Genomic DNA, 24991 nt, shown 5'->3' on the forward strand with positions numbered 1-24991 from the left:
AATCGTCATTGAATGTCGACAGTTAGAGCCCTTGGCATCGTTCAAGCGATTTCGCCGGTCGACCAATGGAAACGACCAGAAGCTTTCTTGCGACTGTTCAGTCCACTGCCAGCCGTGCGGCGTGCTCTTTCACCAAAGCGATCATGTTGGGGACGCCCTGCGTGCGGTTGCTCGACAGCTGGTTCTTGAGATCGAACGGGGCGAGCGCGCCCATCACGTCCATCTGTGCGACTTCCTCCGCAGGCTTGTCCTGCACTGCGGCAATCACCAGCGCGACGATCCCCTTGGTGATCGCGGCATTGCTGTCGGCGAGGAAGTGCAGCCGATCCGCGTCGGTGCCGGCCGGATAGACCCACACCGCTGCCGAGCAGCCGCGCACCAGGGTCGCATCGGTCTTCAGCGCGTTGGGCATGGGCTCGAGCGCACGACCCAGTTCGATCAGCAGGCCGTAGCGTTCGTCGCCTTCGAGGAATTCATATTCTTCGAGAATGTCGGATAGGCTGCGCATCAGCGCCCCTTAGGCAGGCGCAGCGCGAAACGCAAAGGGGTCTTAGCCTTGTGTCAGCCTATCCCATCAATCCACCAGGGCGGGTGAAGGCATAGTAGATCACGTAGAACCAGCCGAAGAAGCCATGGATGATCGCCCACAAAATCGATTTGTTGACGCTCCAGCTGATCGCGATCGCGAGCGCGCTGCCGAAGCCGATCCCGGCTTGCGCCGCGGCGGTGCTGCGCGGCCCGCTCACAGTTCCACTCCGCTCGCGATCGCCTCAAGCTTGCGGATGCGTTCCCTCAGATCGGCCAGTTCGATCCGAGCGGTGCCGAGGCCCGGATTGTCCTCGCTTTGGGCATTGCCAGCGCCGGCGCGCTCAAGTTCGAGTCGCTTGAGTTCAAGCCAGCCCTGCCACCCGCGCAGCAAGGCGGCGGCGATTACGACAAGGCCGATCAGGCTACCGCCGGTCATGATCAGTGTCGGGTCGAGCAAGACATCGATCATTCGCTTTTCTCCTCTCTACCGGCGGGCAGCGCCCGCAAGGCTTCGATCTCGGCGGCTATGCGGGCACGTTCGCGCGCATCGCTGGTATTTCCATCCGTGGCGATGCGTTCGAGCACTTTCACCCGCTCGCGCAGATCATCGAGTTCGCGCCGCGCCGTATCCAGTTCGGCGGCGCTGCGACTGTCGTCACGCGGGGCGAAGACCGGGTTGCCGTCCTCGTCGCGGGTCACGCCCAGTTCGCGGTCGTGGCGACGGGTGTAGATCTGGACGAGACCCCAGATGGCAACGATGATGACCGCGGCGGTCCAGAAGCTCATTATGCCTCGCCCTTGTCCTTGAGGTTCGAAAGCGCACGGTCCCTGAGCGCGTCGATCTCGGCGCCAAGGTTATAGCCGCGATCGGTGACGATGCGTTCGACATTGGCAAGCCGGTCCTTCATCGACCCGAGTTCAGCGCGCAATTCGGCGTTTTCCTGAGTCAGCAGGGTGACGCGGTGCTTGGCCTCGTTGTCGGTGACCGGCTTGAGCGTCTGTCCCCACGAGCCTTCGAGCGGGTAGCCATGCCGGACCCTCAGCCAGGTGGTGAAGACCCATCCGGCGACACCTGCAACGCCGACGACCATCAGCAATTCGGTGGTGAGCAGCGATTCGATCATGCCTTTTCCCTTTCGATCTGGCCGAGCGGCACGCCGCTGCCCTGATCATCCACCCGGCGCTGGTCGCGCAGTGCTTCGATCTGTGTTGCGATGTCGTAGCCGCGGTCGGTGACGATGCGTTCGAGCACCTGCACCCGGTCTTCAAGCCGCTGGATATGCGAGGCATATTGCGCGGCCTTTTCGGCGGTTTCGGTAGCGACCGCCTTGCTCTGCAGCTTGGCGACCTTTTCCTTGTGGTTGGTCCAGACCCCGAAGAAGCCGAGCAGAATGCCCAGGATCGGGATCATCAACGCCATTTCACCTGTCATTGTATTCTTCCCCTGTCAGGTAATGCGGGCGCTCAGCGCAGCCGCTCGATTTCGGCGGTCAGGCGCGGATTGCTGCTGACGTAGTGCGTTTCCACTGCGGCCAGGCGACGATCGACATCGCGGAAGGCGGCGCGGATCTCGCGGGCGGTGCGCTTCGGGTTCTGCCGCACGCCCTGCCAGTACTTCTGCTCGCTTTCGTCGCGGTAGAGATAGGGCGGCTTCTTGTTGAGCAGGAAGCCGGCGATGAAATAGGCGACGACCGAAGGCCCGCCGGTGATGAAGATCGAGGCGATCGCCGCGAGCCGCACCCAGAATACGTTGATCCCGGTATAGTCGGCGATCCCGGCGCAGACGCCCATCAGCTTGCCATTGTGCTTGTCGCGGTAAAGCGTGGTGCGGGGGCTGTTCACGAGCGGGTTCCTTTCTTCTCGGCAATCAGCTGTTCGAGTTCGCGCAGCTGCTGGTTGTCCTTCTCCTGGTCGGCGATCAGGCGGCGGGCGGGGGTGAATTCCGGATCATCAGCGGCCACGAGGCGCTCGACCGTATCCATCCGCTGATCGAGCCGCTTGGCGAGGTTGTAGAGCTCCTCCAGCAGCACCTCGTCATCGGCGGTGATGGTCGGGGCCGTCTTCCACTTGGTGACGTAGTGGAGGATCACCCAGATCGTGCACATCAGGAAGAGCGGGATGAAGAATACGGCGGCGTCCATGGCTTATTCCCCTTTGCTTTCTTCGCTCTTGCCGAGCGCCTTCTTCATGGCGGCCAGTTCGTCGTCGATCGCGTCCGAACCGGCGAGGGCTGCAATTTCATCGGCGAGCGACGGGGTCTTGTCTTCTGCAATCTGCAAGGCGTCGGCGCGGCCCTCGGCATAGTCGACGCGGCGTTCGAGCTGGTCGAAGCGGGCCAGCGCTTCGTCGGTGCGCTCGGTGCTCATCAGGGTGCGCAGCTTGACCCGGTTCTCGGCGCTTTCGAGGCGCGCGGCGATCGCGGTCTGGCGGCTGCGCGCCTCGCGCAGGCGGTGCTGCAACTTCTGGATGTCGTCCTCATAGGCGCGCAGCGCATCGTCGAGCACGGCGATCTCGGTCTTGAGCTGGTCGGCCATGTCACCGGCCTTCTTCTTTTCGACCAGCGCGGCGCGGGCGAGATCCTCGCGATCCTTCGACAGGGCAAGCTGCGCCTTCTCGGCCCAGTCGGCCTGAAGCTTGTCGAGCTTCACGCAGTGGCGGTGCATTTCTTTCTGGTCGGCGATGGTGCGTGCCGCGCTGGCCCGGACTTCGACCAGGGTTTCCTCCATTTCGAGGATGATCATCCGGATCATCTTGGCCGGATCATCGGCCTTGTCGAGCATGTCGTTGAAATTGGCGGCAATGATGTCGCGGGTGCGGCTGAAAATGCCCATGAAGGCTACTCCATCGAGAAAGGCGGTGACGCGGTCCCGGTCGGCGACTCGGGGGCCATCGGCACCATTGGTGCGGGCGCGAGACTGCGTCGGGGTGGGGCTGCGGCGCAAGGCTTCGATTTCCTCGTCGAGCCGCGACAGCCGCCCTGTGGCAGTCGTACGGGAGGGTTGGGCCGGAGCGTCGCTGCTCAGGTCGACGCGGGTGGGGCGTGCGTCACCGGCAGCATCTGCGGGGGGGACACTACGCTCCGGCCCAAGGGGATCACGGGGGCTGCCCATATCAGGCGATCTCGATCATTGCGCCGCTTTCGGCAGCGGGGTGAGAGAGCGGGGCCGCGCTGGCGGGGCCGGGCTGGATCTGCGACGACAGAGCGATCATCATCACCATCGCGGCGATACTGGCCATCGCGGCCTGCCCGAGCTTGGTGCTCCAGAAGGTGCCTTCGGCGGTTTTGCGGTTGATCATTTTGGGCCTCCCCAAGTGGTCTGAGTGGTGTTGTCCCTCAAGATGCAATCACTGTGCCAAATTCGGAAATAACAAGTAAATCAATATTTTAAGATATTTTCATGTAAGCTCCATTGGCCTCTATTGCCAAGCATTGGGAAATTTCCCTATAGATTGGTCATGGAGCGCGAGAGTCAGTTCATCGGCCAGTCGGGGGCCTTTCTTGATGCCGTCGAGCGTGCCAGCCGAGCGGCGGCGATGAACCGCCCGGTACTGGTCATCGGCGAACGCGGGACAGGCAAGGAACTGATCGCTGAGCGCCTCCACAGATTGTCCAGTCGATGGGACGAGCCGCTCGTTACCATGAACTGCGCAGCCCTGCCCGAAACCTTGATCGAGGCAGAATTGTTCGGCCACGAGGCAGGGGCCTTCACCGGGGCCACCAAGGCGCGTGCCGGCCGCTTCGAGGAGGCCGATCGCGGTACGCTGTTCCTTGACGAACTGGGCACGCTTTCGATGGGCGCGCAGGAGCGGCTGCTGCGAGCGGTCGAATATGGCGAGGTCACACGCATCGGCGCCTCGCGGCCCATCCGGGTCGATGTGCGCATTGTCGCTGCCACCAATGACGATCTGCCCGCCCTTGCCACAAGCGGCGAATTCCGCGCTGACCTGCTCGACCGACTGAGCTTCGAGGTCATAACCCTTCCGCCCTTGCGGGTGCGCGAGGGCGACATTGGCGTTCTGGCGGAATATTTCGGCCGTCGCATGGCTGCCGAGCTCGACTGGCACGGCTGGCCCGGGTTCGCGCCGCATGTCATGGAACAGCTGGAGAACTACGACTGGCCGGGCAATGTCCGCGAGCTGCGCAACGTGATCGAGCGCGCGGTTTATCGTTGGGCTGATCCTGAAGATCCGATAGCGCATGTCCAGTTCGATCCCTTCGACAGCCCCTGGCGCCCGCGTCCGCCCGCTCATCGCGGCAGCGCTCCCGGTGTGGCAAAGCCGGCCGCTGCCGCGCCGGCGGTCCAGACTCCCCAAGATCTGGATGCCATCGACGATCTGCGCGCGGCGGTTGATGCGCACGAACGCGCGATCCTTGAACATGCGCTGGGCAAGCATCGCTGGAACCAGCGCCAGACCGCGAGGGCGCTGGGCCTTACCTATGACCAGCTGCGCCACGCGATCCGCAAGCACGGATTGATGGAGGGGCAGGAAGCGAACGGAGCCTAACCGCTTGATAAGGATTTGCGGTTATCGCGCATCCTATCCGCCCTGCTGCACCCGAGACGTTTCCATGCGCGCGTTTATCGAGCTTTTCGAGAACCTCATCAACGGGGTTCGAATCATCATCGGCCTGATTGTTCTGGCGATCATGGGCTTGGGGCTGATGTTCTCTGCAGGCGTCTCTTACGTTGCTCCCAAGGCTGCCGATTCCTTCGCCGGAAGTGCTGAGCGAGTTGGGAGCAAGGCGATCGAGGCGCGACAGAAAGCGCGCTTTGCCGAGGATATGGCAAAGGACGGCTGGAGCTACGACGCCACAACCGTTGCGACCGGTCAAGACGGCGTGGATGATGGCTGGGGTGATTAGGCTCTATTCTCCCGCTTCAATGCGGTAATGATTCTGGGGCAGTAGTAATCCTTAGAGCGCGGTTTCGCGGCGCTTTACCACGCGAGCGCAGATTGCGCGGCGATGCCCCATTCTGGCTTCTCTTGCGAACAGTCGATACTCCCGCCGATCGGACGGCGCGCAGCCGCGCGCCTGCGGCTGGCCATTCCGGCAAGGCTGCGCACCACGCAACGCAATACCGGCTGCGTGCTGCTCGACCTGTCGTGTACCGGAGCGCGGATCGGGATGGAGGGCCCTCTTGCACCGGGCACCCTGCTTTATCTCGAGATTGCCCGGCTCGACATCTTTGCCGAAGTCGTCCGGCGCCATCGTGGGCAAGGTGGCGGCGTCAATGGCTTGCTATTCGACCAACCTCTGTCAGGCGACCAAGTGCTGATGGTGCGGCACCATGCCGAGACATACGAGCAGCGCCAACACGAAGCCTTTCGCGATCAGGTGCGGCGCTGGGTCAGGGGGGAAGGCCACCTGTGAGGCAAGCCGTGCGCTGGGCTCTTGCCAAATCGCGCCGACGCGCCTAATTGACCGCCATCCCGACATTGTCGTGACAAGGTTTGGATGCTGGCGCCGCACGGGGCCGGCCCGAACCGCGTTGCAATGATGCCACCCTGCTGGAGACCCGATGGCCGATATCGCGCGCCTGACTGCATTGATCGAACCCGAGGCTACCGCGCTCGGTTTCGACCTCGTGCGCGTGGCGATGCTGCCTTCGGAGGCGGGTGATGGCGGCATGGCGCTACAAATCATGGCCGAGGATCCGGCCACGGGACAGCTGGTAATCGATCAATGCGCCGCGCTCTCGCGCCGTGTCTCGGATGTGATCGACGCAGCCGAAGAAGCGGGCGAGGTGCTGGTCGAGGGCGCTTACCATCTCGAAGTCTCCTCCCCCGGCATCGACCGCCCGCTGACCCGCGAGAAAGACTTTACCAACTGGGCCGGACACGAGGCTCGGATTGTCATGCTCAAGGGCTTTGAAGGTCAGCGCGTCAATAAGGGACTGCTCCATGGGCTCGAAGGGGGTATGGTGCTTCTCACCGACGCCAAGGCGGGCGATGTGCGCCTGCCGCTCGACCAGATTCATTCGGCCAGGCTCGTCCTCACCGACGCGCTGATCGCCGCCACCCGTCCGCTGGATGCCAGCGGCGCCGACGAACTCATCGAAGAAGAAGAAAAGGCAGACGACTGATGGCCAGTGCCATTTCCGCCAACAAGGCCGAACTCCTCGCGATTGCCAACGCGGTCGCCTCGGAAAAGATGATCGACAAGTCGATCGTCATCGAGGCGATGGAAGAGGCGATCCAGAAATCTGCGCGCAACCGCTACGGCGCGGAAAACGATATCCGTGCCAAGCTCGATCCGCTGACCGGCGATCTGACGCTGTGGCGCGTGGTAGAAGTGGTCGAGGAGGTCGAGGACTACTTCAAGCAGGTCGATTTGAAGCAGGCCGAAAAGCTCCAGCCCGGTGCCAAGGTCGGCGATTTTATCGTCGATCCGCTGCCCCCGGTCGATCTCGGCCGCATCGACGCCCAGTCGGCCAAGCAGGTGATCTTCCAGAAGGTCCGTGATGCCGAGCGCGAGCGCCAGTTCGAGGAATTCAAGGACCGCGCAGGCGAGATCATCACCGGCGTGATCAAGTCGGTCGAATTCGGCCACGTGATCGTCAATCTCGGCCGCGCCGAGGGCGTCATCCGCCGCGACCAGCAGATCCCGCGCGAGGCCGCCCGTGTGGGCGAGCGCGTGCGTGCGCTGATCACCAAGGTCGAACGCAACAACCGCGGCCCGCAGATCTTCCTGTCCCGCGCGCACCCGGATTTCATGAAGAAGCTGTTCGCACAGGAAGTTCCCGAAATCTATGATGGCATCATCGAGATCAAGGCCGCTGCCCGCGACCCGGGCAGTCGCGCCAAGATCGGCGTGATCAGCCATGATTCCAGCATCGATCCGGTTGGCGCCTGCGTCGGCATGAAGGGTAGCCGCGTTCAGGCAGTGGTGCAGGAATTGCAGGGCGAGAAGATCGACATCATCCCCTGGTCGGAAGACACCGCGACCTTCGTCGTCAACGCGCTCCAGCCCGCTACCGTCAGCCGCGTGGTGCTCGACGAGGATGACGGCCGCATCGAAGTGGTGGTCCCCGACGAGCAGCTCAGCCTTGCGATCGGCCGCCGCGGCCAGAACGTGCGGCTGGCGAGCCAGCTCACCGGCCACCAGATCGACATCATGACCGAGGAAGAAGCCTCGGAGAAGCGCTCGAAGGAATTCGCCGAGCGTTCGAAGATGTTCGAGGAAGAGCTCGACGTCGACGAAACCCTCTCGCAGCTGCTGGTGGCCGAAGGCTTCGCCGAGCTGGAGGAAGTGGCCTATGTCGATCTAGCCGAACTCGCCAGCATCGAAGGCTTCGACGAGGAACTGGCCGAGGAACTCCAGAGCCGCGCGATCGAAGCGCTCGAGCGCCGCGATGCCGCGTTCCGCGAACAGCGCCGCGCGCTCGGGGTCGAGGATGCGCTGGCCGATATCCCGCACCTCTCCGAGGAAATGCTGGTCACGCTTGGCAAGGCCGGGATCAAGACGCTCGATGATCTCGCCGATCTCGCCACCGACGAACTGATCGCCAAGAAGCGCGAGGCGCCGCGGCGTCGCAATACCGCTGACGGTCCGCCGATGCGGCGTCCGCAGCGCGAAGGCGACAAGGGCGGGGTGCTGGGCGAATACGGCCTTTCCGAAGAGCAGGGCAACGAGATCATCATGGCTGCTCGCGCACACTGGTTCGAGGACGAGCCGACCGAGGAGGCCGCCGATGCGGACTCCACCCAATGAGCGCCTGACGTCCGACATCGTTGAAGCCCCTCTTCCGGCCACTTCCGGGAGCGAACGGCGCTGCATTCTGTCCGGCGACAATGCCCCGCGCGAAGCGCTCGTGCGGCTGGCGATTGCACCTGACGGTCTGGTGCTGCCCGATCCGGCCGGCAAGGCGCCGGGGCGCGGCGCGTGGATCGGCGTCAGCCGCGCAGCGCTTGAAACCGCGCTGGCGGAGGGCCATCTCAAGCGGGCGTTGATGCGCGCCTTCAAGGGTGCGCCTCTCACCATTCCCGATGATCTGGCCGCGCGTGTCGAAGCTGCGCTGGCACGCCACCTGGCCGACCGGCTTGGGCTGGAACTGCGTTCGGGCAATATCGTGCTTGGCTCCGCCCGGATCGAGGAACAGGCCCGCGCCGGACGGCTTGCGGCCTTGCTCCATGCCAGCGATTCCAGCGAGGACGGGCGGCGCAAGCTGGACCAGGCTTGGCGCGTGGGGCGCGAAGCGGAAGGATCGGGGGAGCGCGGGCTGGTCTTGCCTCTGGACCGCAATGCATTGTCTGTGGCATTGGGCCGCGACAATGTGGTTCACCTCGGCGTTGCCGGCCATTCCGGCGACATGCGCGCTGCGGCGCGGGTGCTGCAGGCGGTCTTTCGGCTATCGCGTTTTGTCTTCGGCGATCCGGCCGATGCGACCGCGGACTTGGTGAACAACCACGGTCGGGATGTGCCCGGCCACGGCGATCGGCCTCAGGCTGGCCGTTCGACACATGATGAATACGTGAAGGATTGACGAGCGATAATGAGCGACGACAACAACCAGCGCCCGCGCAAACCCCTTGGCCTCAAACGGTCGGTCGATGCGGGCGAGGTCAAGCAGACCTTCAGCCACGGCCGCACCAACAAGGTGGTGGTCGAGGTGAAGCGCCGCCGTGTGCTCAAGCCGGGCAGCGAGGCTGCTCCGCCGCCGCCGCCTCCGCCGCCCCCGCCGCCGGTCGCGGCTGCCCCAAAGCCGGCGTCGCGTCCTGCCAAGCCGGCGCCTGCTGGCGAAACCCCGCAGGAGCGCGTCAAGCGGCTCCAGCTCGAGGCTGAGGAAGAGCGGCTGCGGATGGCAGAGGAAGCGCGCAAGCGCGAGGAGGCCGAAGCCCGCGAGCGCGAGGAGGACGAGCGTCGTCGCGCCGAGGAAAACCGCAAGGCCGAGGAAGAGGCCGAGCGGCAGCGTGCAGAGGCAGCTGCGAGCGCTCCGACGGATGCCGAAGCGCCGGTCGCGGAACCGGTCGAGGCGGAGACCCCTGCCGCTCCGGCTGCGCGTCAGGAGGCCGCACCCGCAGCGCGCAAGTTCACGCCGGTCGAGCGCCCCGAACCCAAGCGCCCTGAGAAGAAGAAGAAGGAAGACAAACGCGCCGCACCGATCGACGGCGACAAGGACAAGCGCCGTTCGGGCAAGCTGACCGTCACCCGCGCGCTGAACGAGGACGAGGGCCGCCGCGCGCGCAGCCTCGCCGCCCTCAAGCGTGCCCGCGAGAAGGAGCGTCGCCTGCAGGGCGGCGGCTCGTCCAAACCGCGCGAAAAGCAGGTGCGCGACGTTGTCGTGCCCGAAGCGATCACGGTGCAGGAACTGGCGAACCGCATGGCCGAAAAGGGCGCGGATCTGGTCAAGGCGCTGTTTTCTATGGGAATGATGGTCACCGTCAACCAGACCATCGACCAGGATACCGCCGAGTTGCTGGTCGAGGAATTCGGCCACAATATCACCCGCGTTTCCGAAAGCGACGTCGATATCGACACCAGCGAGGACATGGATCCGGAAGAGACCCTGCGTCCGCGTCCGCCGGTGGTGACGATCATGGGTCACGTCGATCACGGCAAGACCAGCCTGCTGGATGCGCTGCGCGGGACAGATGTGGTCAAGGGCGAGGCTGGCGGTATCACCCAGCACATCGGCGCCTACCAGATCACCACCAAGGACAAGCAGAAGATCACCTTCCTCGACACCCCGGGCCACGCCGCCTTCACCGAAATGCGCGCGCGGGGTGCTAACGTGACCGACATCGTGATCCTGGTCGTCGCTGCCGACGACGGTATCATGCCGCAGACGATCGAGGCCATCAATCACACCAAGGCCGCAGGCGTCCCCATGATCGTGGCGATCAACAAGTGCGACAAGCCCGAAGCCAATCCGCAGAAGGTGCGCGAGCGTCTGCTCGAGCACGACGTTATCGTCGAGGCGATGAGCGGTGATGTGCAGGATGTCGAACTCTCGGCCAAGACCGGCGCGGGGCTCGACAAGCTGATCGAGGCAATCAACCTTCAGGCCGAATTGCTCGAACTGAAGGCTCGCCCCGATCGCGATGCCGATGCCACCGTGATCGAAGCCCAGCTCGACAAGGGTCGTGGGCCCGTGGCGACCGTGCTGGTCACCCGTGGGACGCTGAAGCGCGGTGACAACTTTGTGGTTGGCACCCAGTCGGGCCGCGTGCGCGCGATCATCGATGACAAGGGACAACAGCTCAAGGAAGCCGGTCCTTCGATGCCGGTCGAGGTGCTGGGCCTGGGCGGAGTGCCTTCGGCGGGCGATAACCTCACCGTCGTCGAGAGCGAACAGCGCGCCCGCGAAGTCGCCAAGTATCGTCAGGAAAAGGCTACCGAAAAGCGCACCGCGCTGGCGCCCACCAATTTCGATACCATGTTCAACAACCTGGCCTCCAACGTCATCGAATATCCGGTGGTCGTGAAGGCCGACGTGCAGGGCTCGGTCGAAGCGATCGTGAACGCGCTCCACAATCTGTCGAACGACGAAATCAAGGTGCGCGTGCTCAACGCAGGCGTGGGTGCGATCACCGAGAGCGATGTGCTGCTGGCGGCGGCCTCCAAGGCACCGATCATCGGCTTCAACGTGCGTCCCAATGCCAAAGCGCGGGACCTCGTGAAGCGCGACGGGGTTCGGATGATGTATTACGATGTCATCTATCACCTCACCGAGGAAGTCGCCAAGGAAATGGCCGGCGAGCTCGGGCCGGAGCGGATCGAAACTGTCGTGGGCCGCGCCGAGGTCAAGCAGGTGTTCCCTGCGGGCAAGAAGGACAAGGCGGCAGGTTTGCTGGTGCTGGAAGGCGCGATCCGCAAGGGTCTGTTCGCGCGTCTTACCCGTCAGGACGTTATCGTGTCGGCCACCAAGATCGCCTCGCTCCGTCGCTTCAAGGACGATGTCGACGAAGTGCGCGCCGGGCTCGAATGCGGCGTGGTGCTGGAAGACACCAACGACATCAAGCCGGGCGACATGCTCGAAGTCTTCTCGGTCGAGGAGCGTGAGCGGACGCTGTAGTCCGTCGCGTTCCCGACTTCCGGCGCGGAGTTTGCATGCCTTATAGACCAAACAAGTGGCCTAGATATGCTGTCGCGGTCGGCTTGGCACCGGTCGCTTTGGTCATGCTCTTGTTCGGCCTTTTTGTGCTCTGGGGCACCGGGGTGGGGCTGTGAGTTTCTCTGATCCGCACTACTCAGACGATGCCGGGCAGTCGCCGCACACGGCGCTGCTCGGCTCCGAGTTTGTCAGCTTCGACGAGGCGACCCAGACGGCCACCATGCGCTTTACCGTGAAGCGCGAGATGACCACTTGGCGTGGCGGCGTGCAGGGCGGGCTGATCGCGGGCTATCTCGACGATGTGATGGGCTATGCCTTTGTCGCGGCGACCGGGGGCGAACTGGCGCCGCTCAACCTCGACATTTCCATGACCCTGATCCGCCTGATCCCTGATGGAGCGACCATTATCGGCAAGGGCCGGGTGGTGAAGGCCGGGCGGCGCGTGGTGTTCCTCGAAGGCGAGCTCCTTGCCGAGGACGGTACGATCTACGCCCGCTCGACCTCGACCGCTCTGCCGACGCCGCGCCCGACACCGACCGACACGGGTATGGGCGTCTGATGGCGCGCCAGCCTTTCACCGCCGAGCAGCAATCGGTGCGGGTCCTCAAGGTCGGCGAGCGGGTACGGCATATCCTGTCCGAACTGCTCGCGCGGGGCGAGGTGCATGACGATATCGTCAGCGCCGCGCATATTTCGGTGACGGAAGTGCGCATGACCCCCGATCTGCGCCATGCGACCGCCTATGTGAAGGCGCTGCTCGGGGCGGGCCCGAAAGTCTCGGACGATGATGTTGTCCATGCGCTGCGGCAGAACACCGCCTTCCTCCAGCGCGAGGTCGCCCAGCGGCTGGGCCTGAAGTTCGCGCCCAAGCTCAAGTTCCGCAAGGACGAAAGCTTTGCCGAGGCCGACCGGATCGAAGCGCTGCTGCGCGATCCCAAGGTGGCGCGCGATCTCGACGGGGACGAGGAAGAATAGGTTCTAGCGGGGGACCATTCGCGCCCGCAGCGTAATGTCGACCTTGTTGCCGACAATCAGCTGGTAGCTTTTCATCCCGAATTGTCGCCGGTCGATCGTTGTGGTGCCGGTGAAACTGACCGGCTTGCCCGCGAGCGCAACCGGATCGGCTGCAAAGGTCACGTCAAGTGTTGCCGGTCGGGTCACACCGCGCGCGGTCAACTCGCCCTGCACCGTGCCACGGGTCGGGCTGGTAAGGTCGAGCGAGCGCCCCACGAAGCGGATCGCGGGATATTTCTCGACCCAGAAGAATTTTTCCCCGCGCAGCCGCTTGAGCGTTACTGCGTCGGGCGCCTCGATCGCGGTCGCATCGAAAGTCACGTCGATCACCGCGCGTTCGGGTGCGCCTGGTACGATGGTGACCGCGCCTTGCATCTTGGGAAAGTTCGCGGTCTTGCTGGCAAGGCCGAAAAAGGGAACCTTGGCTGATACATTGCTCGCCGATGCGTCGAGCGTGTAGCGTTGCGGCGCACCGATGTTCGCCAGCGCGAACAGCGCCAGCAGCGGCAGCAACACGAAGCGGGCAAGGGTGTTTCGGTCGTTCATCACACAGACAATACGCACGAGATGGGCAAAAGGTTCAATCATCGTCTCGCGGGGATCACGCCGAACGGGTAGGCAGACGCGATGGCCAAGCTCTATTTCTACTATGCCAGCATGAATGCCGGCAAATCATCGCACCTTTTGCAGGCCGACTTCAATTACCGCGAGCGGGGCATGCGTACCATGTTGTGGACCGCCGCCCTCGACAGCCGTTCGGGCGGGTTGGTCAAGAGCCGCATTGGCCTGGAGAGCGCAGCGCATCGCTTCCACCCCGATACCGATCTTTGGGCGGATGTCAGCGCAGCGCACGCTGCAACGCCGTTCGACTGCGTTCTCGTGGACGAGGCCCAGTTCCTCGGTCCGAAGCAGGTCTGGCAGCTTGCCCGGCTGGCGGACGAGGCTGGCATACCGGTGCTTTGCTATGGTTTGCGAACCGATTTCCAGGGTGAGCTCTTCCCGGGTTCCGCGGTGCTTCTGGGCATCGCCGATGCGCTGGTGGAGTTGAAAGCCGTGTGCCATTGCGGCCGCAAGGCCACCATGAACCTGCGCGTCGATGAAGGCGGGGCGGCGGTGAAACAGGGCGCGCAGACCGAGATCGGCGGCAATGATCGCTATGTCGCGCTATGCCGCAAGCACTTCTCGCAGGCCCTGCGCGCATGAGGGCGCTGGCCTGCCTATGGTTTTCGACGCGCAGGCCTCCTATCTGAACGGCAATGACTGAAACCTTCGCTCTTGCCCTTGTGCTGATCCCCGCGCTGGTGATCGCGATCGTGTTTCACGAGGTCGCGCATGGCTACGCCGCCAAACTCCTGGGTGATCCCACAGCATCCGAACGCGGGAGGCTGACGCTCAATCCGCTACGCCATGTCGACCCTGTCGGCACGCTGCTTGTCCCCGGCGCACTGGCACTTCTGGGCGGGCCGGTGTTCGGCTGGGCCAAGCCGGTGCCGGTCAATAAATGGCGGCTCGACAATCCGCGGTTCGGGATGATGGCGGTCGCGGCGGCCGGACCAGGCAGCAATTTCGTGCTCGCAGGCCTTGGTGCGGTGCTGCTTGGGCTGACCATGCCGGTTGGCATCGGCTTTGGCGGCGATTCCGAGGCAGGGGCTGCGCTGCTGGTCGGCCAGTCGGGCGAGCCGCTGTGGCTTGCGACGGGGCTGTTCTACTTCATCCTGGTCAACATCTTCCTCGGACTGTTCAATCTCCTGCCGATCCCGCCGTTCGACGGGTCTCACATCGTTGGCGGGTTGCTGCCGGCGCGGTTACGGGCTGGTTGGGAGCGGTTGCAGGGCATCGGCATGGTGCTGCTGGTCGGTCTGATCGCGGCCAGTTGGGTGTTCGGGACCAGCTGGCTCGGAGAGGTGCTGATGCCGCCGGTCGGCTATGCGATGGGGTTCTACCTGGCGCTGGCGGACTCGATCGCGGCGCTGATCGCCTGATCTTCTACCCGGGCCCGCGCGAACCAGTGGGCGAGGGCGGCGCGCTCGTCGGCGCTCATATGCAGCCCCAGCTTTGAACGCCGCCACAAGACATCCTCGGCGCTGCGGGCGAATTCGTGGCGGACAAGGTAGATCACCTCTGCGGCTGTCAGTTCGCCCCCGAAATGCTGGCCGAGGTCCTCGAGGGTGCGTGCATCCCCCAGCACCTGTGTCATCCGTGTGCCATAGGCGCGGGCGAGGCGGCGCAGCATGGATCCGGGCAGCCATGGCCGGATCGCGGCTTGCGCGGCGACAAAGCCTTCGAAATCGAGCGCAGGAACATCGCCGCCGGGCAGCGGGGCTTGCGCTGTCCACGATCGCCCGCCGATAGCCAGCTTTTCCAGCGCGTGTTCGGCAAGCTTGCGATAGGTCGTGATCTTGCCGCCGAAGATCGACAGCAGCGCCGGCTGCTGGCCGTCGGGGCCGCGGTCGAGCTCGAAGACGTAATCGCGCGTGACGGTCGAGTTGCTGGCCGACTGGTCGTCATAGAGCGGGCGCACCCCGGCATAGGACCATACGGCCTGATCGGGCGAGACATCGGCGGCAAGATATTCGTTCACCGCATTGCAGATGTAATCCGCTTCCTCCGGGCTGATGGCGATGCCCGCCGGATCGCCCTGGAAAGCGACATCGGTCGTGCCAACCAGTGTGAATTCGCCTTCATAGGGAATGGCAAAGACGATGCGCCCGTCGCGGTTCTGGAAGATGTAGCAATGTTCGCCCTCGTAGAGCCGCGGGAAGACGAGGTGGCTACCCTTGACCAGCCGCAGGTGCGCGGCGTTGCGCCCCGGCATGGCGCGGGCGAGCACCTGATCGACCCAAGGGCCTGCGGCATTGACCACTATCCGCGCGGTCACGCTCTGCTCGCCGGTCGGCCCCTTAAGCCGCGCATGCCAGCCCTCGCGAGCGCGTTTCAGCCCGGTGCATTCGGTGCGGGTGCGGATGTCCGCTCCGCGCTCGGCCGCGTCCATGGCGTTGAGCACCACCAGCCTTGCGTCCTCGACCCAGCAATCGGAATATTCGAAGCCGCGCGTCAGCCGCTCCTCCAGTACCCCGGCATGGGGCGGACGGGTCAGATCGACACCGCGCGCCGGCGGCAGCAGCTTGCGCCCGCCGATATGGTCATAGAGGAACAGGCCGAGCCGCAACAGCCACTTGGGCCTGAGGCCTGCATCATGCGGCAGCACAAAGCGCAGCGGCCAGATGATATGCGGAGCGATGGCCAACAGCCGCTCGCGCTCGATCAGGCTCTCGCGCACCAGACGGAATTCGTAGTGCTCAAGGTAGCGCAGGCCACCGTGGACCAGCTTCGTCGAGGCGGAAGAGGTCGCTCCCGCAAGATCGTCTTTCTCGACGAGGCATACAGACAACCCGCGCCCGGCCGCATCGCGCGCGATGCCAGCACCGTTGATGCCGCCGCCGATAACCAGCAGATCGAATTCTTGGGGCCCGGTAATGTCCATGCGTTACGAAACTTGGCCTTTTGCGCGCGGCTTGGCTAGGGGGGCGAGGTGAACGAGCCTTTGCAATCCTCCCCCCGCACGCCACTTAGCGGCTGGCTGATCCTCGACAAGCCGCGCGGTCTCGGCTCCACCCAGGCGGTCGGAGCGGTCAAGCGCGCACTGCGGCAAGGCGGCTATGCCAAGACCAAGGTCGGCCATGGCGGGACGCTTGATCCGCTCGCTGAAGGCGTGCTTCCGATTGCGCTGGGCGAGGCGACCAAGCTCGCCGGTCGAATGCTGGATGCAAGCAAGATCTACGCCTTCACGATCAGCTTCGGCGAGGAGACCGACACGCTTGATGCAGAAGGTGCGGTGGTGGCACGCTCCGACCGCTTCCCGCCGCTGGCAGCGGTGGCGGCGGTGCTTGACCATTTTACCGGCCCGATCCGCCAATTGCCGCCCGCGTACTCCGCGCTCAAGGTCGACGGCAAACGCGCGTACGAGCTGGCAAGGGCAGGTGAGGAGGTGGAACTCGCGGAGCGCGCGGTGACGATCCATTCGCTTGAACTTGCCGGCGGCAATCCTGGCAGGGAGCCGATTGAATCCGCCTTCCAGACCACTGCAGGCCGGCCTGATCCCTATGATCCTGCCGCCCCGCTAGAATTGGCCGAAAGCGTTACACTCCTCGCGCATGTCTCCAAAGGCACCTATATCCGCAGCCTTGCCCGTGACATTGCCCATGCGCTCGGCACAGTCGGCCACATTACCTATCTGCGTCGCATCAAGGCCGGTCCGTTCCTTCAGGAACAGGCGATTTCGCTGGACAAACTGGAGGAAACCGCTAAGGGCGCGAGCCTTGAACACCTAATCCTGCCGCTGGAGGCAGGGCTGGACGACATCCCGGCCCTTTCCCTCGACCAGACAAGCGCGCAGGCGGTCCGACAGGGCCGGGTGCTGTCTGGCATGCCCCAATCATCCGGGCTCTATCTGGCGAAACTGGGCGATGTCCCGGTCGCGCTGATGGAAATCACGGATGGGACGGCGAAGGTCGTCAGGGGCTTTAACCTTCCCGATGTCGCTGAGTAGAAAGACACAACACATGTCGGTGACCGCCGAAAAGAAGCAGGAAATCATTTCCGATAACGCCCGTGATCCCAAGGACACCGGCAGCCCCGAAGTCCAGGTCGCGATCCTCACCGAGCGCATCCGCAACCTGACCGAGCACTTCAAGGATCACCACAAGGACAACCACTCGCGTCGCGGCCTGCTGATGATGGTCAACAAGCGCCGCACGCTGCTCGCCTACCTCAAGAAGAAGGATGTCGAGCGCTACAACGCGCTGATCCAGAAGCTGGGTCTGCGTAAGTAAGAGTTTAGCGGGAAGGGCGGCTCTAGGGGCCGCCTTTCTTGCATTTGGGGCTAGCGGGCATCCGGCTCGCTGCCTTGGGGCCAAATCAGCGCCCCGCACCGGACCGGGACGGTTCTTTCCCCGGCACAAGAGGCCCCGCCCGGCAATGTGGCCGCGCGGGTCAGAAGGAAAATCCATGTTCGACACGAAAACCGTATCGCTGGAGTGGGGCGGAAAGACCCTCACTCTGGAAACCGGGCGTATTGCCCGTCAGGCCGATGGGGCCGTGCTGGCGACCTATGGCGAAACCGTCGTGCTGTGCGCTGTCACCGCCGCCAAGAGCGTCAAGGAAGGCCAGGACTTCTTCCCGCTCACCGTCCACTACCAGGAAAAGTTCTCCGCTGCCGGGCGCATCCCGGGCGGCTTCTTCAAGCGTGAACGCGGCGCGACCGAAAAGGAAACGCTCACCAGCCGCCTGATCGACCGTCCGATCCGTCCGCTGTTCCCCGAAGGCTTCTACAACGAAATCAATGTTATCTGTCAGGTTCTGTCGTTCGACGGCGAGACCGAAGCCGATATCCTTGCCATGATCGCGGCTTCGGCGGCGCTGACGATTTCGGGCGTGCCCTTCATGGGCCCGATCGGCGCCGCGCGCGTCGGTTATGTCGATGGCGAATACACGCTCAATCCGAAGCAGGACAAGGCGCTCGCCGAAGGCCGTCTCGACCTCGTCGTTGCCGCCACCGACAAGGCGGTGATGATGGTCGAATCCGAAGCCAAGGAACTGACCGAGGATGAAATGCTCGGCGCGGTGATGTTCGCGCATGACGAGATCCGCAAGGTCATCGGCGCGATCGTGGACCTCGCCGAAAAGGCTGCCAAGGATCCGTGGGACATCGACGTTTCCGACAACACCGCCGACATCAAAGCGAAGCTCAAGGAGCTGGTCGGTGCCGATATCGCTGCGGCTTACAAGCTCACCGACAAGTCGGCGCGTTCGAACGCGCTGAACGAGGCGCGGGCCAAGGCCAAGGCGGCATTTGCCGACGAAACCCCCCAGACCCAGATGGTCGCGATCAAGACCATGAAGAAGGTGGAAGCCGACATCGTGCGCACCGCCATCCTCAAGGAAGGTTCGCGCATCGACGGCCGCAAGCTCGATCAGGTCCGCCCGATCGAAGCGATCGTCGGCTTCCTGCCGCGCACCCATGGCTCGTCGCTGTTCACGCGCGGCGAAACCCAGGCGATCTGCACCACCACGCTCGGCACTAAGGATTCCGAGCAGATGATCGATGGTCTGGAAGGCCTGAGCTATTCCAGCTTCATGCTGCACTACAACTTCCCGCCCTATTCGGTCGGTGAAGTGGGCCGCTTCGGAGCGCCGGGTCGCCGCGAAGTCGGCCACGGCAAGCTCGCCTGGCGCGCGCTCAACCCCGTGCTGCCGAGCAAGGAAGACTTCCCCTACACCATCCGCGTGCTGTCGGACATCACCGAGTCGAACGGCTCGTCCTCGATGGCGACCGTGTGCGGCGGCTGTCTGTCGATGATGGATGCTGGTGTGCCGGTGAAGGCTCCTGTGTCGGGCATCGCCATGGGCCTGATCCTCGAAGGTGACGAATTCGCCGTCCTCTCGGACATTCTGGGCGATGAAGACCACCTCGGCGACATGGACTTCAAGGTTGCCGGGACCGCCGAAGGCATCACCACGATGCAGATGGACATCAAGGTTGCCGGCATCACCCAGGAAATCATGGCCAAGGCGCTGGAGCAGGCCAAGGCCGGCCGCCAGCACATCCTTGGCGAGATGGCCAAGGCGCTGACCGGTGCCCGCACCGAAGTCAGCAAGCACGCCCCGCGCATCGAGACGATCCAGATCGACAAGTCGAAGATCCGTGACGTCATCGGTACCGGCGGCAAGGTGATCCGCGAGATCGTCGCCGAAACCGGCGCCAAGGTCGACATCGACGATGAAGGCGTGATCAAGATCTCGTCTTCCAACCTCGACGAGATCGAAGCGGCGAAGAACTGGATCCTCGGAATCGTCGAGGAACCGGAAGTCGGCAAGATCTACACCGGCAAGGTTGTCAACATTGTCGATTTCGGCGCGTTCGTGAACTTCATGGGCGGCAAGGACGGCCTCGTCCACGTCAGCGAAATGAAGAACGAGCGTGTCGAAAAGCCGACCGATGTTGTCTCCGAAGGCATGGAGGTGAAGGTCAAGGTGCTCGAGATCGACCAGCGCGGCAAGGTCCGCCTGTCGATGCGCGTGGTCGACCAGGAAACCGGCGAAGAGCTGGAAGACACCCGTCCGCCGCGCGAACCGCGTGAACCGCGCGGTGATCGTGGCGATCGCGGCGACCGTCGCGGGCCAAAGGGTGGGCGCGGCGGCGATCGTGGTGGTCGCGACCGTGGCGGCGACCGCGGCGGGCGTGATCGCGATAGCGGCCCGGCGGGTCTGCCGGACTTCCTGAAGGACTAACCGTCCGCGAGACCGAACAAACAGCCCGCCGGGAGCAATTCCGGCGGGTTTTTTGTCTCCGCTTGGGCTAGGGGGCACCCATGCTGAAACGCGAACTGATCGACACGGCGCAAATCGAGGATGGTGTGCTGCTCAAACTCTACAGCCACGGGCGCGATTTCATGATCGTGCTGGGGCGCAACGAGCTGATGAGCACGCGGATGCGCTTTTCCGAGGAACAACTGGCGGAACTGACGCTCGCCAAGCTCGGCAAGGACAATCCCCGCATCCTGATCGGCGGCTACGGCATGGGCTTTACCTACCGCGCCGCAGCGGAGCGGCTGGGCGAGCAGGCACAGATCGTGATCGCTGAAATATCGGAAAAGATTGTCGAATGGGCGAGGGGGCCGATGGCCGAGCTGACCGGCGAGAGCCTGTCGGATCCGCGCCTCGACCTGAAAATCTGCGACGTCGCGGCCCTGATCGATGATGCCAATGACGGCACCTGCGAGAAATTCGACGCGATCCTGCTCGATGTCGATAACGGGCCCGATGGTCTCGTGCGCGATGCCAACAACCGGCTGTATTCCCGCACGGGTCTTGCCAAGGCCCGCGACGCGTTGAAGCCGGGCGGTATCCTGAGCGTGTGGTCAGCCGCGCCCGATCCCGCCTTCCGCAAGCGCCTGAAGGATACGGGGCTGGACGTGGAGGAACGCGGCATCCGCTCGCGTCCGGGCAACAAAGGCGCGCATCACATCATCTGGTTTGCCGCCAAGTGATCGCGGGGTAAGCTCGCCCTTGCGATCCGCCACTATGAGGCCGTTCGGGAGACCTTGCATGATTGCTGGCGAACAGTCCGAAGATGCCCGTCTGGTCCGCCGCGCCGGAATTGCCGTCATCGCCCTGCATCTCGCCTACGCAGCGGTCACTATCGCCGGATTCTTTGCGCTTCCGCAGCGCGATGCGCCGATTGCCGATCCGTGGTTCGCCGCCATGGAGTGGCTTATCATCCTCATCGGCCCGTGCGTGCTGCTGTTCTTCGCGGCCTTCGCGCGGGTTGCCGCGGGGCGGACTTGGAGCCTCTGCGCGCTCGTGCTGGCGGCGGTTACCTTCGCCCTCAGCGCGGCGCTCCACGCGGTCATCCTCGCGGTCGGACGCCATGATGCGTTGGTCGCTGGAGTGGGAGCATTGTCCTTCGTCTGGCCTTCTGCGGCCTATGCCATCGATATACTCGCTTGGGACTGGTTCTTCGGTCTCGCGTTGCTGTGCGCCGGCATGGCCCTGCCGGCGTCACCGCGCACGCTGTCCGCGCGGCGGGTGTTCCTGCTCGCCGGAGCGCTGGCGCTGGCGGGTCTGGCCGGTCCTGCGACCGGTGCGATGGAACTGAGGAACGTAGGCATCCTCGGCTACGCGGTACTGTTCCCTGTCGCAGTGGCGCTTGTTCTGCGCGACTTCGGTCGGACGGAACCGGCCTAGAAGTCGTAGATCAGCGTCACGCGGCTCAGCGTGTCGGTCTGCACCGCGCCCGGAGGCGGGTTGCTGTCATACTCGATCTGGTAGGAAAAGCGGGCCGACAGCTTGCTACTGATCGTGGCGTTGAGCCCGGTCACGAAATCAAGCGAGGTGTTGCGCGAATCGATGATCGCCACCGCCGATCCGCCGGTTTCCGCGACGGCATTGGTATCCTGCGTCAACTTCAGCCGGTCGGTGATGTTCCAGTCGAAATCGACCCCGATCAGCCCCGCGATCCGGCTTTCGCTGCGCCCGTCGACGAATTCGGTCACCCGGTAGGCCGGACCCGCCTTCACCGAAAGCTGGATGTCGTCGCGTTTGAGTGCCTGGTAACCGAGCCCGCCCGAGATGGCATAACGCCCCGAGAAGCCCTGGAACCGGTCGCGCTCATACTGCGCCAGAGCATAGGCATAGAAGCGCTCGGAGATCTTCACATTGGGCTCGTAGCGAGCGAGGAACTGCTCGCGCGTGGTGACCCCGTTGGCGCGCTGGTAATCGACCCGACCGGTCAGATTGTGCCGCCAGTCGATCCCCTGCCGGTTGACGGTCAGGCCAGCAGTGATCCCGGTATTGGAGGAATTGCCGGTCGCCCGGAAAGCCCCGAATTCGCCCTTTCCCGACCAGTTTTCGAACAGGCTGGCGGTCCGGATCGCTTCCTCCTTGGCGGCGGCTTCGGCGGCCTTGGCTTCGGCCAACTGTGTCTCGAAGCCGGTCAGGATCGCGTCGATCTCTGCCGTATCGTCAGGATTGGTCTGCTTGGCGAGGTCGACGACTGTGCGCACCGTGGTCTCGTCGCCGGTGGCGATGGCCGCGTCGATCATCGCGCGCACGGGTTCAGGCAGTGCAGCGCGGGCAGGGAAGGGAGCGGCCAAGGTGCAGCCAAGCGCAATGGCGCCCATGACTGGGAAAGATGGTTTCATGAAGGTTCCCCGGACATCTGGCGGGGCAATAGGAGGCAGGGGCGCGATTTCGCAACCCCTGCCATGCCTGTTTCAAGCGATCGCGATCAGCGCACCCGTGGGCCACCGAAGGGCAGCGGCGGAGGCGGGCGGCGCACACCGCGCGGGAGTTGCGCCTGATAGGCACGTCCGCAATGCTCGACGCAGTAAGGGAAGCCCGGGTTCACCGGCTCGCCGCAGAAGTGGAAATCGGGCTCGCCCGGATGCCCCATCGGCCAGCGGCAGACCTTGTCCGACAGATCGAGCAGGCTGGTCTTGTCGGCGATTTCCGGACTTGGCTTGGCAGGCACAAGGCGGCGCGGAGGTGCCGGCGGAATCGGGGCCTGCTGGTCGCCGGGGCCTTGCCGGAGGAAGCCGCCGGGGCCAACCGAGACGATCTTGGGCAGATCGGGCGCCGGATTCGGGACCGGCTGCGATGGTGTTGACGAAGCACCGCCGCCGCTTGCCGCAGGGCTGGCCTGCGCCGGCGCGGGCCGCGCTGCCGGGCGTTCGGCGGCAGCGGGCGCGGTGCCGCGTCCGCCCGACTCGGATCGCGCTTCGGTGGCGGGCTTGGGCGCGGGTGTGACCGATTTCTTGGGCGCAGCCGCTTTCTTCTTTTCGTTCGCCTTCACCGGTGAGGGGCGCGCCTTTAGGCCGAGCCGGTGCGCCTTGCCGATCACCGCATTGCGACTGACCCCGCCGAGTTCGGCAGCGATTTCGCTGGCGGTGGCACCGCCTTCCCACATTTTCCTGAGCGTCGCGATGCGCTCGTCCGTCCAGCTCATAAACTCTTACCTGTTCCTGTATCCGGCATCCTTGCCGTTGTTCCGATGCCGGGCCACGCTTGTCACGAGGACCCTGACGGCCTAGGCGCTTGCCTCATGGCCGATCCTGCTTCAGCGACTTCGAATGGCAACCGCGCCCCCGTGACGCAAAACACGGCCCGTGACAAGACCGGCACGAGCGCCGGGTTTGCCCCGCGCGGTGTTCCGGTGATTACCGGAGTCAATCGCGTCGGCCTTTTCGCCCTCTATATGAAGGAGGTGCGCCGGTTTCTCAAGGTGCAGACGCAGACGATCTGGGCACCGGCTTTTACCACGCTTCTGTTCCTGGCGATCTTTACCGTCGCGCTCGGGCGCGAGGGGCGCGAAGTGCTGGGCGTGCCCTTTGCCAGCTTCGTCGCGCCGGGCCTTATCGTTATGGGCATGATGCAGAATGCCTTTGCCAATTCCAGCTTCTCGTTGCTGTCGGGGAAGATGCAGGGGACGATCATCGACCTCTTGATGCCCCCGCTGTCGCCCGGTGAACTCATGACCGGCATCCTCGCTGCCGCAATCACTCGCGCGGTGGCTGTGGGCTGCACGGTCGCCTTGGCGATGGCGCTGTGGCCCGGCGTCTCGTTGTCGCTGGCGCATGGCTGGGCGATCATATGGTTCGGCCTTATGGGCTCGCTGATGCTGGCGACGCTCGGCCTTGCGACCTCGGTATGGGCCGAGAAATTCGATCATAACGCCGCGATCACCAACTTCATCATCGCGCCGCTCTCGCTCCTGTCGGGCACCTTCTACGTTATCGAGAACCTCGATCCGGCGTTTCAGTGGGTGAGCCGAGCCAACCCGTTCTTTTATGTCATTTCGGGCTTTCGCTATGGTTTCCTTGGCCAAAGCGATATCGGTGATGGCGGCGCGGTGCTTGCTGCGGCCGGCGGCTTGCTGGCGCTCAACGTCGTGCTGGCAGCGGCGGTCTATGCGCTGCTTCGATCGGGCTGGAAGCTCAAGAGCTGAGGCCCCATGGCGAAGCAGGTCGGGCCGCAGGCCGACAAAGGCATTATGGGTTATCGCAAGCCGGAAGGCCTGCGTATGCCGGTCAGTGCGTAAGAGAGCGCCGCATCCGGTAGCGCCCGTCCTTGAAGCTGTCGAACAGCTGGCGGACGGTTGGATGATCGATCGGCCCGCCTTCCGGATCCGCCAGCAAATTCCCCTGACTGACATAGGCGACGTAGGATGAATCCTCGTTCTCGGCGAGCAGGTGATAAAAGGGCTGGTCGCGTCGCGGACGGATGTCCTCGGGGATGGACTGGTACCATTCCTCACTGTTGGCGAAGACCGGGTCGATATCGAACACCACGCCGCGGAATGCGAACAGACGGTGGCGGACAACATCGCCGATGCCGAAGCGGGCGCGGGTCTGGCGCGGGGCAATGATGGTGCGTCCCGCCTGGGTGGAGAAGAACTCTGCGCGTTCCATGGCCGCCAATATGGACCTTTGGCGAGGCAAAACAAGCGCCGCCGTGCTGCGGATGCGAGATATGCCCGCATTTTGTGGTCCCGCAGGGCTTGGCAAGGTTCAAACCCTGCGCTAACGGGCGCGCTTCCTGTCGCCAGCCGCCACGACCACGCGGCCTTGCCAGACGCGCGACAGGCCTCGCGGAGAGGTGGCAGAGTGGTCGAATGCGCCGCACTCGAAATGCGGTATACGGGTAACCGTATCGAGGGTTCGAATCCCTCCCTCTCCGCCAGATTTTCGGTCCTGTTGCCGAAAACCGGTGGTCGCACCGCCTTCCGGTTATTGACGAAGCGGACTTTCTGCTGCCTACAAGCATGGCGCTCGTTCCGGCTCTGTCGGGCAATTCGTCAGCGTGCAGATAGCCTCGATAGAAGGATTGAAATGGCA

Annotated in this window: 32 protein-coding genes and 1 tRNA gene; 18 read left to right on the forward strand and 15 right to left on the reverse strand. The window is 64.1% G+C overall.

Going from position 1 to position 24991, the window contains the following annotated elements:
* Positions 1-97: 97 nt before the first annotated feature.
* From I603_RS05045 to I603_RS05090, 10 genes are read right to left on the reverse strand one after another with little or no spacing between them, the layout of a single operon-like run.
* Positions 98-508 (reverse strand): SufE family protein, encoded by a 411-nt coding sequence (locus tag I603_RS05045; protein ID WP_068862779.1) that lies wholly within the window; start codon positions 506-508, stop codon positions 98-100.
* A gap of 58 nt (positions 509-566) precedes the next feature.
* Positions 567-746, reverse strand: coding sequence for a hypothetical protein (locus tag I603_RS05050; RefSeq protein WP_068862780.1), 180 nt, complete (start codon positions 744-746; stop codon positions 567-569).
* The gene (locus I603_RS05055; protein WP_068862782.1) at positions 743-997 is read right to left on the reverse strand and encodes a hypothetical protein; all 255 of its coding nucleotides are present in this window, start codon (positions 995-997) and stop codon (positions 743-745) included. The genes I603_RS05050 and I603_RS05055 overlap by 4 nt, the downstream gene beginning before the upstream one ends.
* Positions 994-1314 (reverse strand): hypothetical protein, encoded by a 321-nt coding sequence (locus tag I603_RS05060; RefSeq protein ID WP_068862785.1) that lies wholly within the window; start codon positions 1312-1314, stop codon positions 994-996. Before I603_RS05060 ends, I603_RS05055 begins: the two co-directional genes overlap by 4 nt.
* Positions 1314-1652 carry a hypothetical protein gene (locus I603_RS05065; protein WP_068862787.1) on the reverse strand — a complete coding sequence of 113 codons (339 nt, stop codon included), beginning with the start codon at positions 1650-1652 and terminating at the stop codon, positions 1314-1316. Before I603_RS05065 ends, I603_RS05060 begins: the two co-directional genes overlap by 1 nt.
* A complete protein-coding gene (locus tag I603_RS05070) occupies positions 1649-1960 on the reverse strand; it encodes a hypothetical protein (RefSeq protein ID WP_068862789.1) in 312 nt (103 codons plus the stop codon). Before I603_RS05070 ends, I603_RS05065 begins: the two co-directional genes overlap by 4 nt.
* A gap of 32 nt (positions 1961-1992) precedes the next feature.
* Complete coding sequence (gene pspC, locus I603_RS05075) at positions 1993-2370, reverse strand: envelope stress response membrane protein PspC (RefSeq protein ID WP_068862792.1); 378 nt, start codon at positions 2368-2370, stop codon at positions 1993-1995.
* Complete coding sequence (pspB, locus tag I603_RS05080) at positions 2367-2669, reverse strand: envelope stress response membrane protein PspB (RefSeq protein WP_068862794.1); 303 nt, start codon at positions 2667-2669, stop codon at positions 2367-2369. The genes pspC and pspB overlap by 4 nt, the downstream gene beginning before the upstream one ends.
* A gap of 3 nt (positions 2670-2672) precedes the next feature.
* Positions 2673-3638 (reverse strand): phage shock protein PspA, encoded by a 966-nt coding sequence (gene pspA, locus I603_RS05085; RefSeq protein ID WP_407643893.1) that lies wholly within the window; start codon positions 3636-3638, stop codon positions 2673-2675.
* A gap of 1 nt (position 3639) precedes the next feature.
* Positions 3640-3825 carry a hypothetical protein gene (locus I603_RS05090; protein WP_068862798.1) on the reverse strand — a complete coding sequence of 62 codons (186 nt, stop codon included), beginning with the start codon at positions 3823-3825 and terminating at the stop codon, positions 3640-3642.
* Between the two features lie 159 nt (positions 3826-3984).
* Here I603_RS05090 and pspF point away from each other — a divergent pair, with 159 nt between their 5' ends.
* The 9 genes from pspF to rbfA all read left to right on the forward strand — a co-directional run bounded on the left by pspF (position 3985) and on the right by rbfA (position 12560).
* Entirely contained in the window at positions 3985-5034 is a 1050-nt protein-coding gene (gene pspF, locus I603_RS05095) for a phage shock protein operon transcriptional activator (RefSeq protein WP_068862799.1), read from the forward strand.
* A 64-nt stretch (positions 5035-5098) separates the two neighbouring features.
* A complete protein-coding gene (locus I603_RS05100) occupies positions 5099-5392 on the forward strand; it encodes a hypothetical protein (protein WP_068862801.1) in 294 nt (97 codons plus the stop codon).
* A 102-nt stretch (positions 5393-5494) separates the two neighbouring features.
* Positions 5495-5902: a PilZ domain-containing protein gene (locus I603_RS05105; protein ID WP_068862802.1), complete on the forward strand. Its 408-nt coding sequence runs from the start codon at positions 5495-5497 to the stop codon at positions 5900-5902.
* A 148-nt stretch (positions 5903-6050) separates the two neighbouring features.
* Positions 6051-6614, forward strand: coding sequence for a ribosome maturation protein RimP (gene rimP / locus I603_RS05110; RefSeq protein WP_068862805.1), 564 nt, complete (start codon positions 6051-6053; stop codon positions 6612-6614).
* Complete coding sequence (gene nusA / locus I603_RS05115; protein ID WP_068862807.1) at positions 6614-8242, forward strand: transcription termination factor NusA; 1629 nt, start codon at positions 6614-6616, stop codon at positions 8240-8242. Before rimP ends, nusA begins: the two co-directional genes overlap by 1 nt.
* Positions 8223-9014: a DUF448 domain-containing protein gene (locus tag I603_RS05120; protein ID WP_084439861.1), complete on the forward strand. Its 792-nt coding sequence runs from the start codon at positions 8223-8225 to the stop codon at positions 9012-9014. The genes nusA and I603_RS05120 overlap by 20 nt, the downstream gene beginning before the upstream one ends.
* A gap of 9 nt (positions 9015-9023) precedes the next feature.
* A complete protein-coding gene (infB, locus tag I603_RS05125; RefSeq protein ID WP_068862809.1) occupies positions 9024-11546 on the forward strand; it encodes a translation initiation factor IF-2 in 2523 nt (840 codons plus the stop codon).
* A gap of 151 nt (positions 11547-11697) precedes the next feature.
* A complete protein-coding gene (locus tag I603_RS05130; protein WP_068862810.1) occupies positions 11698-12144 on the forward strand; it encodes a PaaI family thioesterase in 447 nt (148 codons plus the stop codon).
* Positions 12144-12560 (forward strand): 30S ribosome-binding factor RbfA, encoded by a 417-nt coding sequence (gene rbfA / locus I603_RS05135; protein ID WP_068862812.1) that lies wholly within the window; start codon positions 12144-12146, stop codon positions 12558-12560. Before I603_RS05130 ends, rbfA begins: the two co-directional genes overlap by 1 nt.
* A 3-nt stretch (positions 12561-12563) precedes the next feature.
* Here the strand turns inward: rbfA and I603_RS05140 are convergent, their stop codons facing one another.
* The gene (locus tag I603_RS05140) at positions 12564-13145 is read right to left on the reverse strand and encodes a YceI family protein (protein WP_068862813.1); all 582 of its coding nucleotides are present in this window, start codon (positions 13143-13145) and stop codon (positions 12564-12566) included.
* Positions 13146-13226: 81 nt separating this feature from the next.
* Here I603_RS05140 and I603_RS05145 point away from each other — a divergent pair, with 81 nt between their 5' ends.
* Positions 13227-13802, forward strand: a complete 576-nt coding sequence (locus tag I603_RS05145) for a thymidine kinase (RefSeq protein WP_068862814.1) — start codon at positions 13227-13229, stop codon at positions 13800-13802.
* Between the two features lie 53 nt (positions 13803-13855).
* Positions 13856-14581, forward strand: coding sequence for a site-2 protease family protein (locus I603_RS05150; protein ID WP_068862816.1), 726 nt, complete (start codon positions 13856-13858; stop codon positions 14579-14581).
* Here I603_RS05150 and glpD read toward each other — a convergent pair.
* A complete protein-coding gene (gene glpD, locus I603_RS05155; RefSeq protein ID WP_068862819.1) occupies positions 14539-16083 on the reverse strand; it encodes a glycerol-3-phosphate dehydrogenase in 1545 nt (514 codons plus the stop codon). The genes I603_RS05150 and glpD overlap by 43 nt on opposite strands.
* 48 nt (positions 16084-16131) lie before the next feature.
* Between glpD and truB the strand changes: the two genes are divergently transcribed.
* The 5 genes from truB to I603_RS05180 all read left to right on the forward strand — a co-directional run bounded on the left by truB (position 16132) and on the right by I603_RS05180 (position 21344).
* Positions 16132-17148: a tRNA pseudouridine(55) synthase TruB gene (truB, locus tag I603_RS05160; RefSeq protein WP_232305252.1), complete on the forward strand. Its 1017-nt coding sequence runs from the start codon at positions 16132-16134 to the stop codon at positions 17146-17148.
* A 13-nt stretch (positions 17149-17161) separates the two neighbouring features.
* A complete protein-coding gene (gene rpsO / locus I603_RS05165) occupies positions 17162-17431 on the forward strand; it encodes a 30S ribosomal protein S15 (protein WP_068862823.1) in 270 nt (89 codons plus the stop codon).
* A gap of 175 nt (positions 17432-17606) precedes the next feature.
* On the forward strand, positions 17607-19889 hold the full coding sequence (gene pnp, locus I603_RS05170) for a polyribonucleotide nucleotidyltransferase (protein ID WP_068862825.1): 2283 nt from the start codon (positions 17607-17609) through the stop codon (positions 19887-19889).
* 80 nt (positions 19890-19969) lie between these two features.
* A complete protein-coding gene (locus tag I603_RS05175; RefSeq protein ID WP_068862826.1) occupies positions 19970-20647 on the forward strand; it encodes a spermidine synthase in 678 nt (225 codons plus the stop codon).
* Positions 20648-20705: 58 nt separating this feature from the next.
* Positions 20706-21344 (forward strand): hypothetical protein, encoded by a 639-nt coding sequence (locus tag I603_RS05180; protein WP_068862829.1) that lies wholly within the window; start codon positions 20706-20708, stop codon positions 21342-21344.
* On the opposite strand, the gene I603_RS05185 is transcribed toward I603_RS05180, so the two are convergent.
* Positions 21341-22300, reverse strand: a complete 960-nt coding sequence (locus I603_RS05185) for a DUF481 domain-containing protein (RefSeq protein ID WP_232305253.1) — start codon at positions 22298-22300, stop codon at positions 21341-21343. The genes I603_RS05180 and I603_RS05185 overlap by 4 nt on opposite strands.
* A gap of 86 nt (positions 22301-22386) precedes the next feature.
* On the reverse strand, positions 22387-23103 hold the full coding sequence (locus I603_RS05190) for a GcrA family cell cycle regulator (RefSeq protein ID WP_068862833.1): 717 nt from the start codon (positions 23101-23103) through the stop codon (positions 22387-22389).
* A gap of 96 nt (positions 23104-23199) precedes the next feature.
* Here I603_RS05190 and I603_RS05195 point away from each other — a divergent pair, with 96 nt between their 5' ends.
* Entirely contained in the window at positions 23200-24102 is a 903-nt protein-coding gene (locus I603_RS05195) for an ABC transporter permease (protein WP_084439862.1), read from the forward strand.
* An 82-nt stretch (positions 24103-24184) separates the two neighbouring features.
* Here the strand turns inward: I603_RS05195 and hspQ are convergent, their stop codons facing one another.
* Positions 24185-24565: a heat shock protein HspQ gene (hspQ, locus tag I603_RS05200; RefSeq protein WP_068862835.1), complete on the reverse strand. Its 381-nt coding sequence runs from the start codon at positions 24563-24565 to the stop codon at positions 24185-24187.
* A gap of 181 nt (positions 24566-24746) precedes the next feature.
* On the opposite strand from hspQ, the gene I603_RS05205 reads away from it, so the two are divergent.
* Positions 24747-24836, forward strand: a tRNA-Ser gene (locus I603_RS05205).
* The last annotated feature ends 155 nt before the right edge of the window (positions 24837-24991 follow it).

Source organism: Erythrobacter dokdonensis DSW-74, from assembly GCF_001677335.1.
In the GTDB taxonomy this organism is placed as follows: Bacteria; Pseudomonadota; Alphaproteobacteria; order Sphingomonadales; family Sphingomonadaceae; genus Erythrobacter; species Erythrobacter dokdonensis.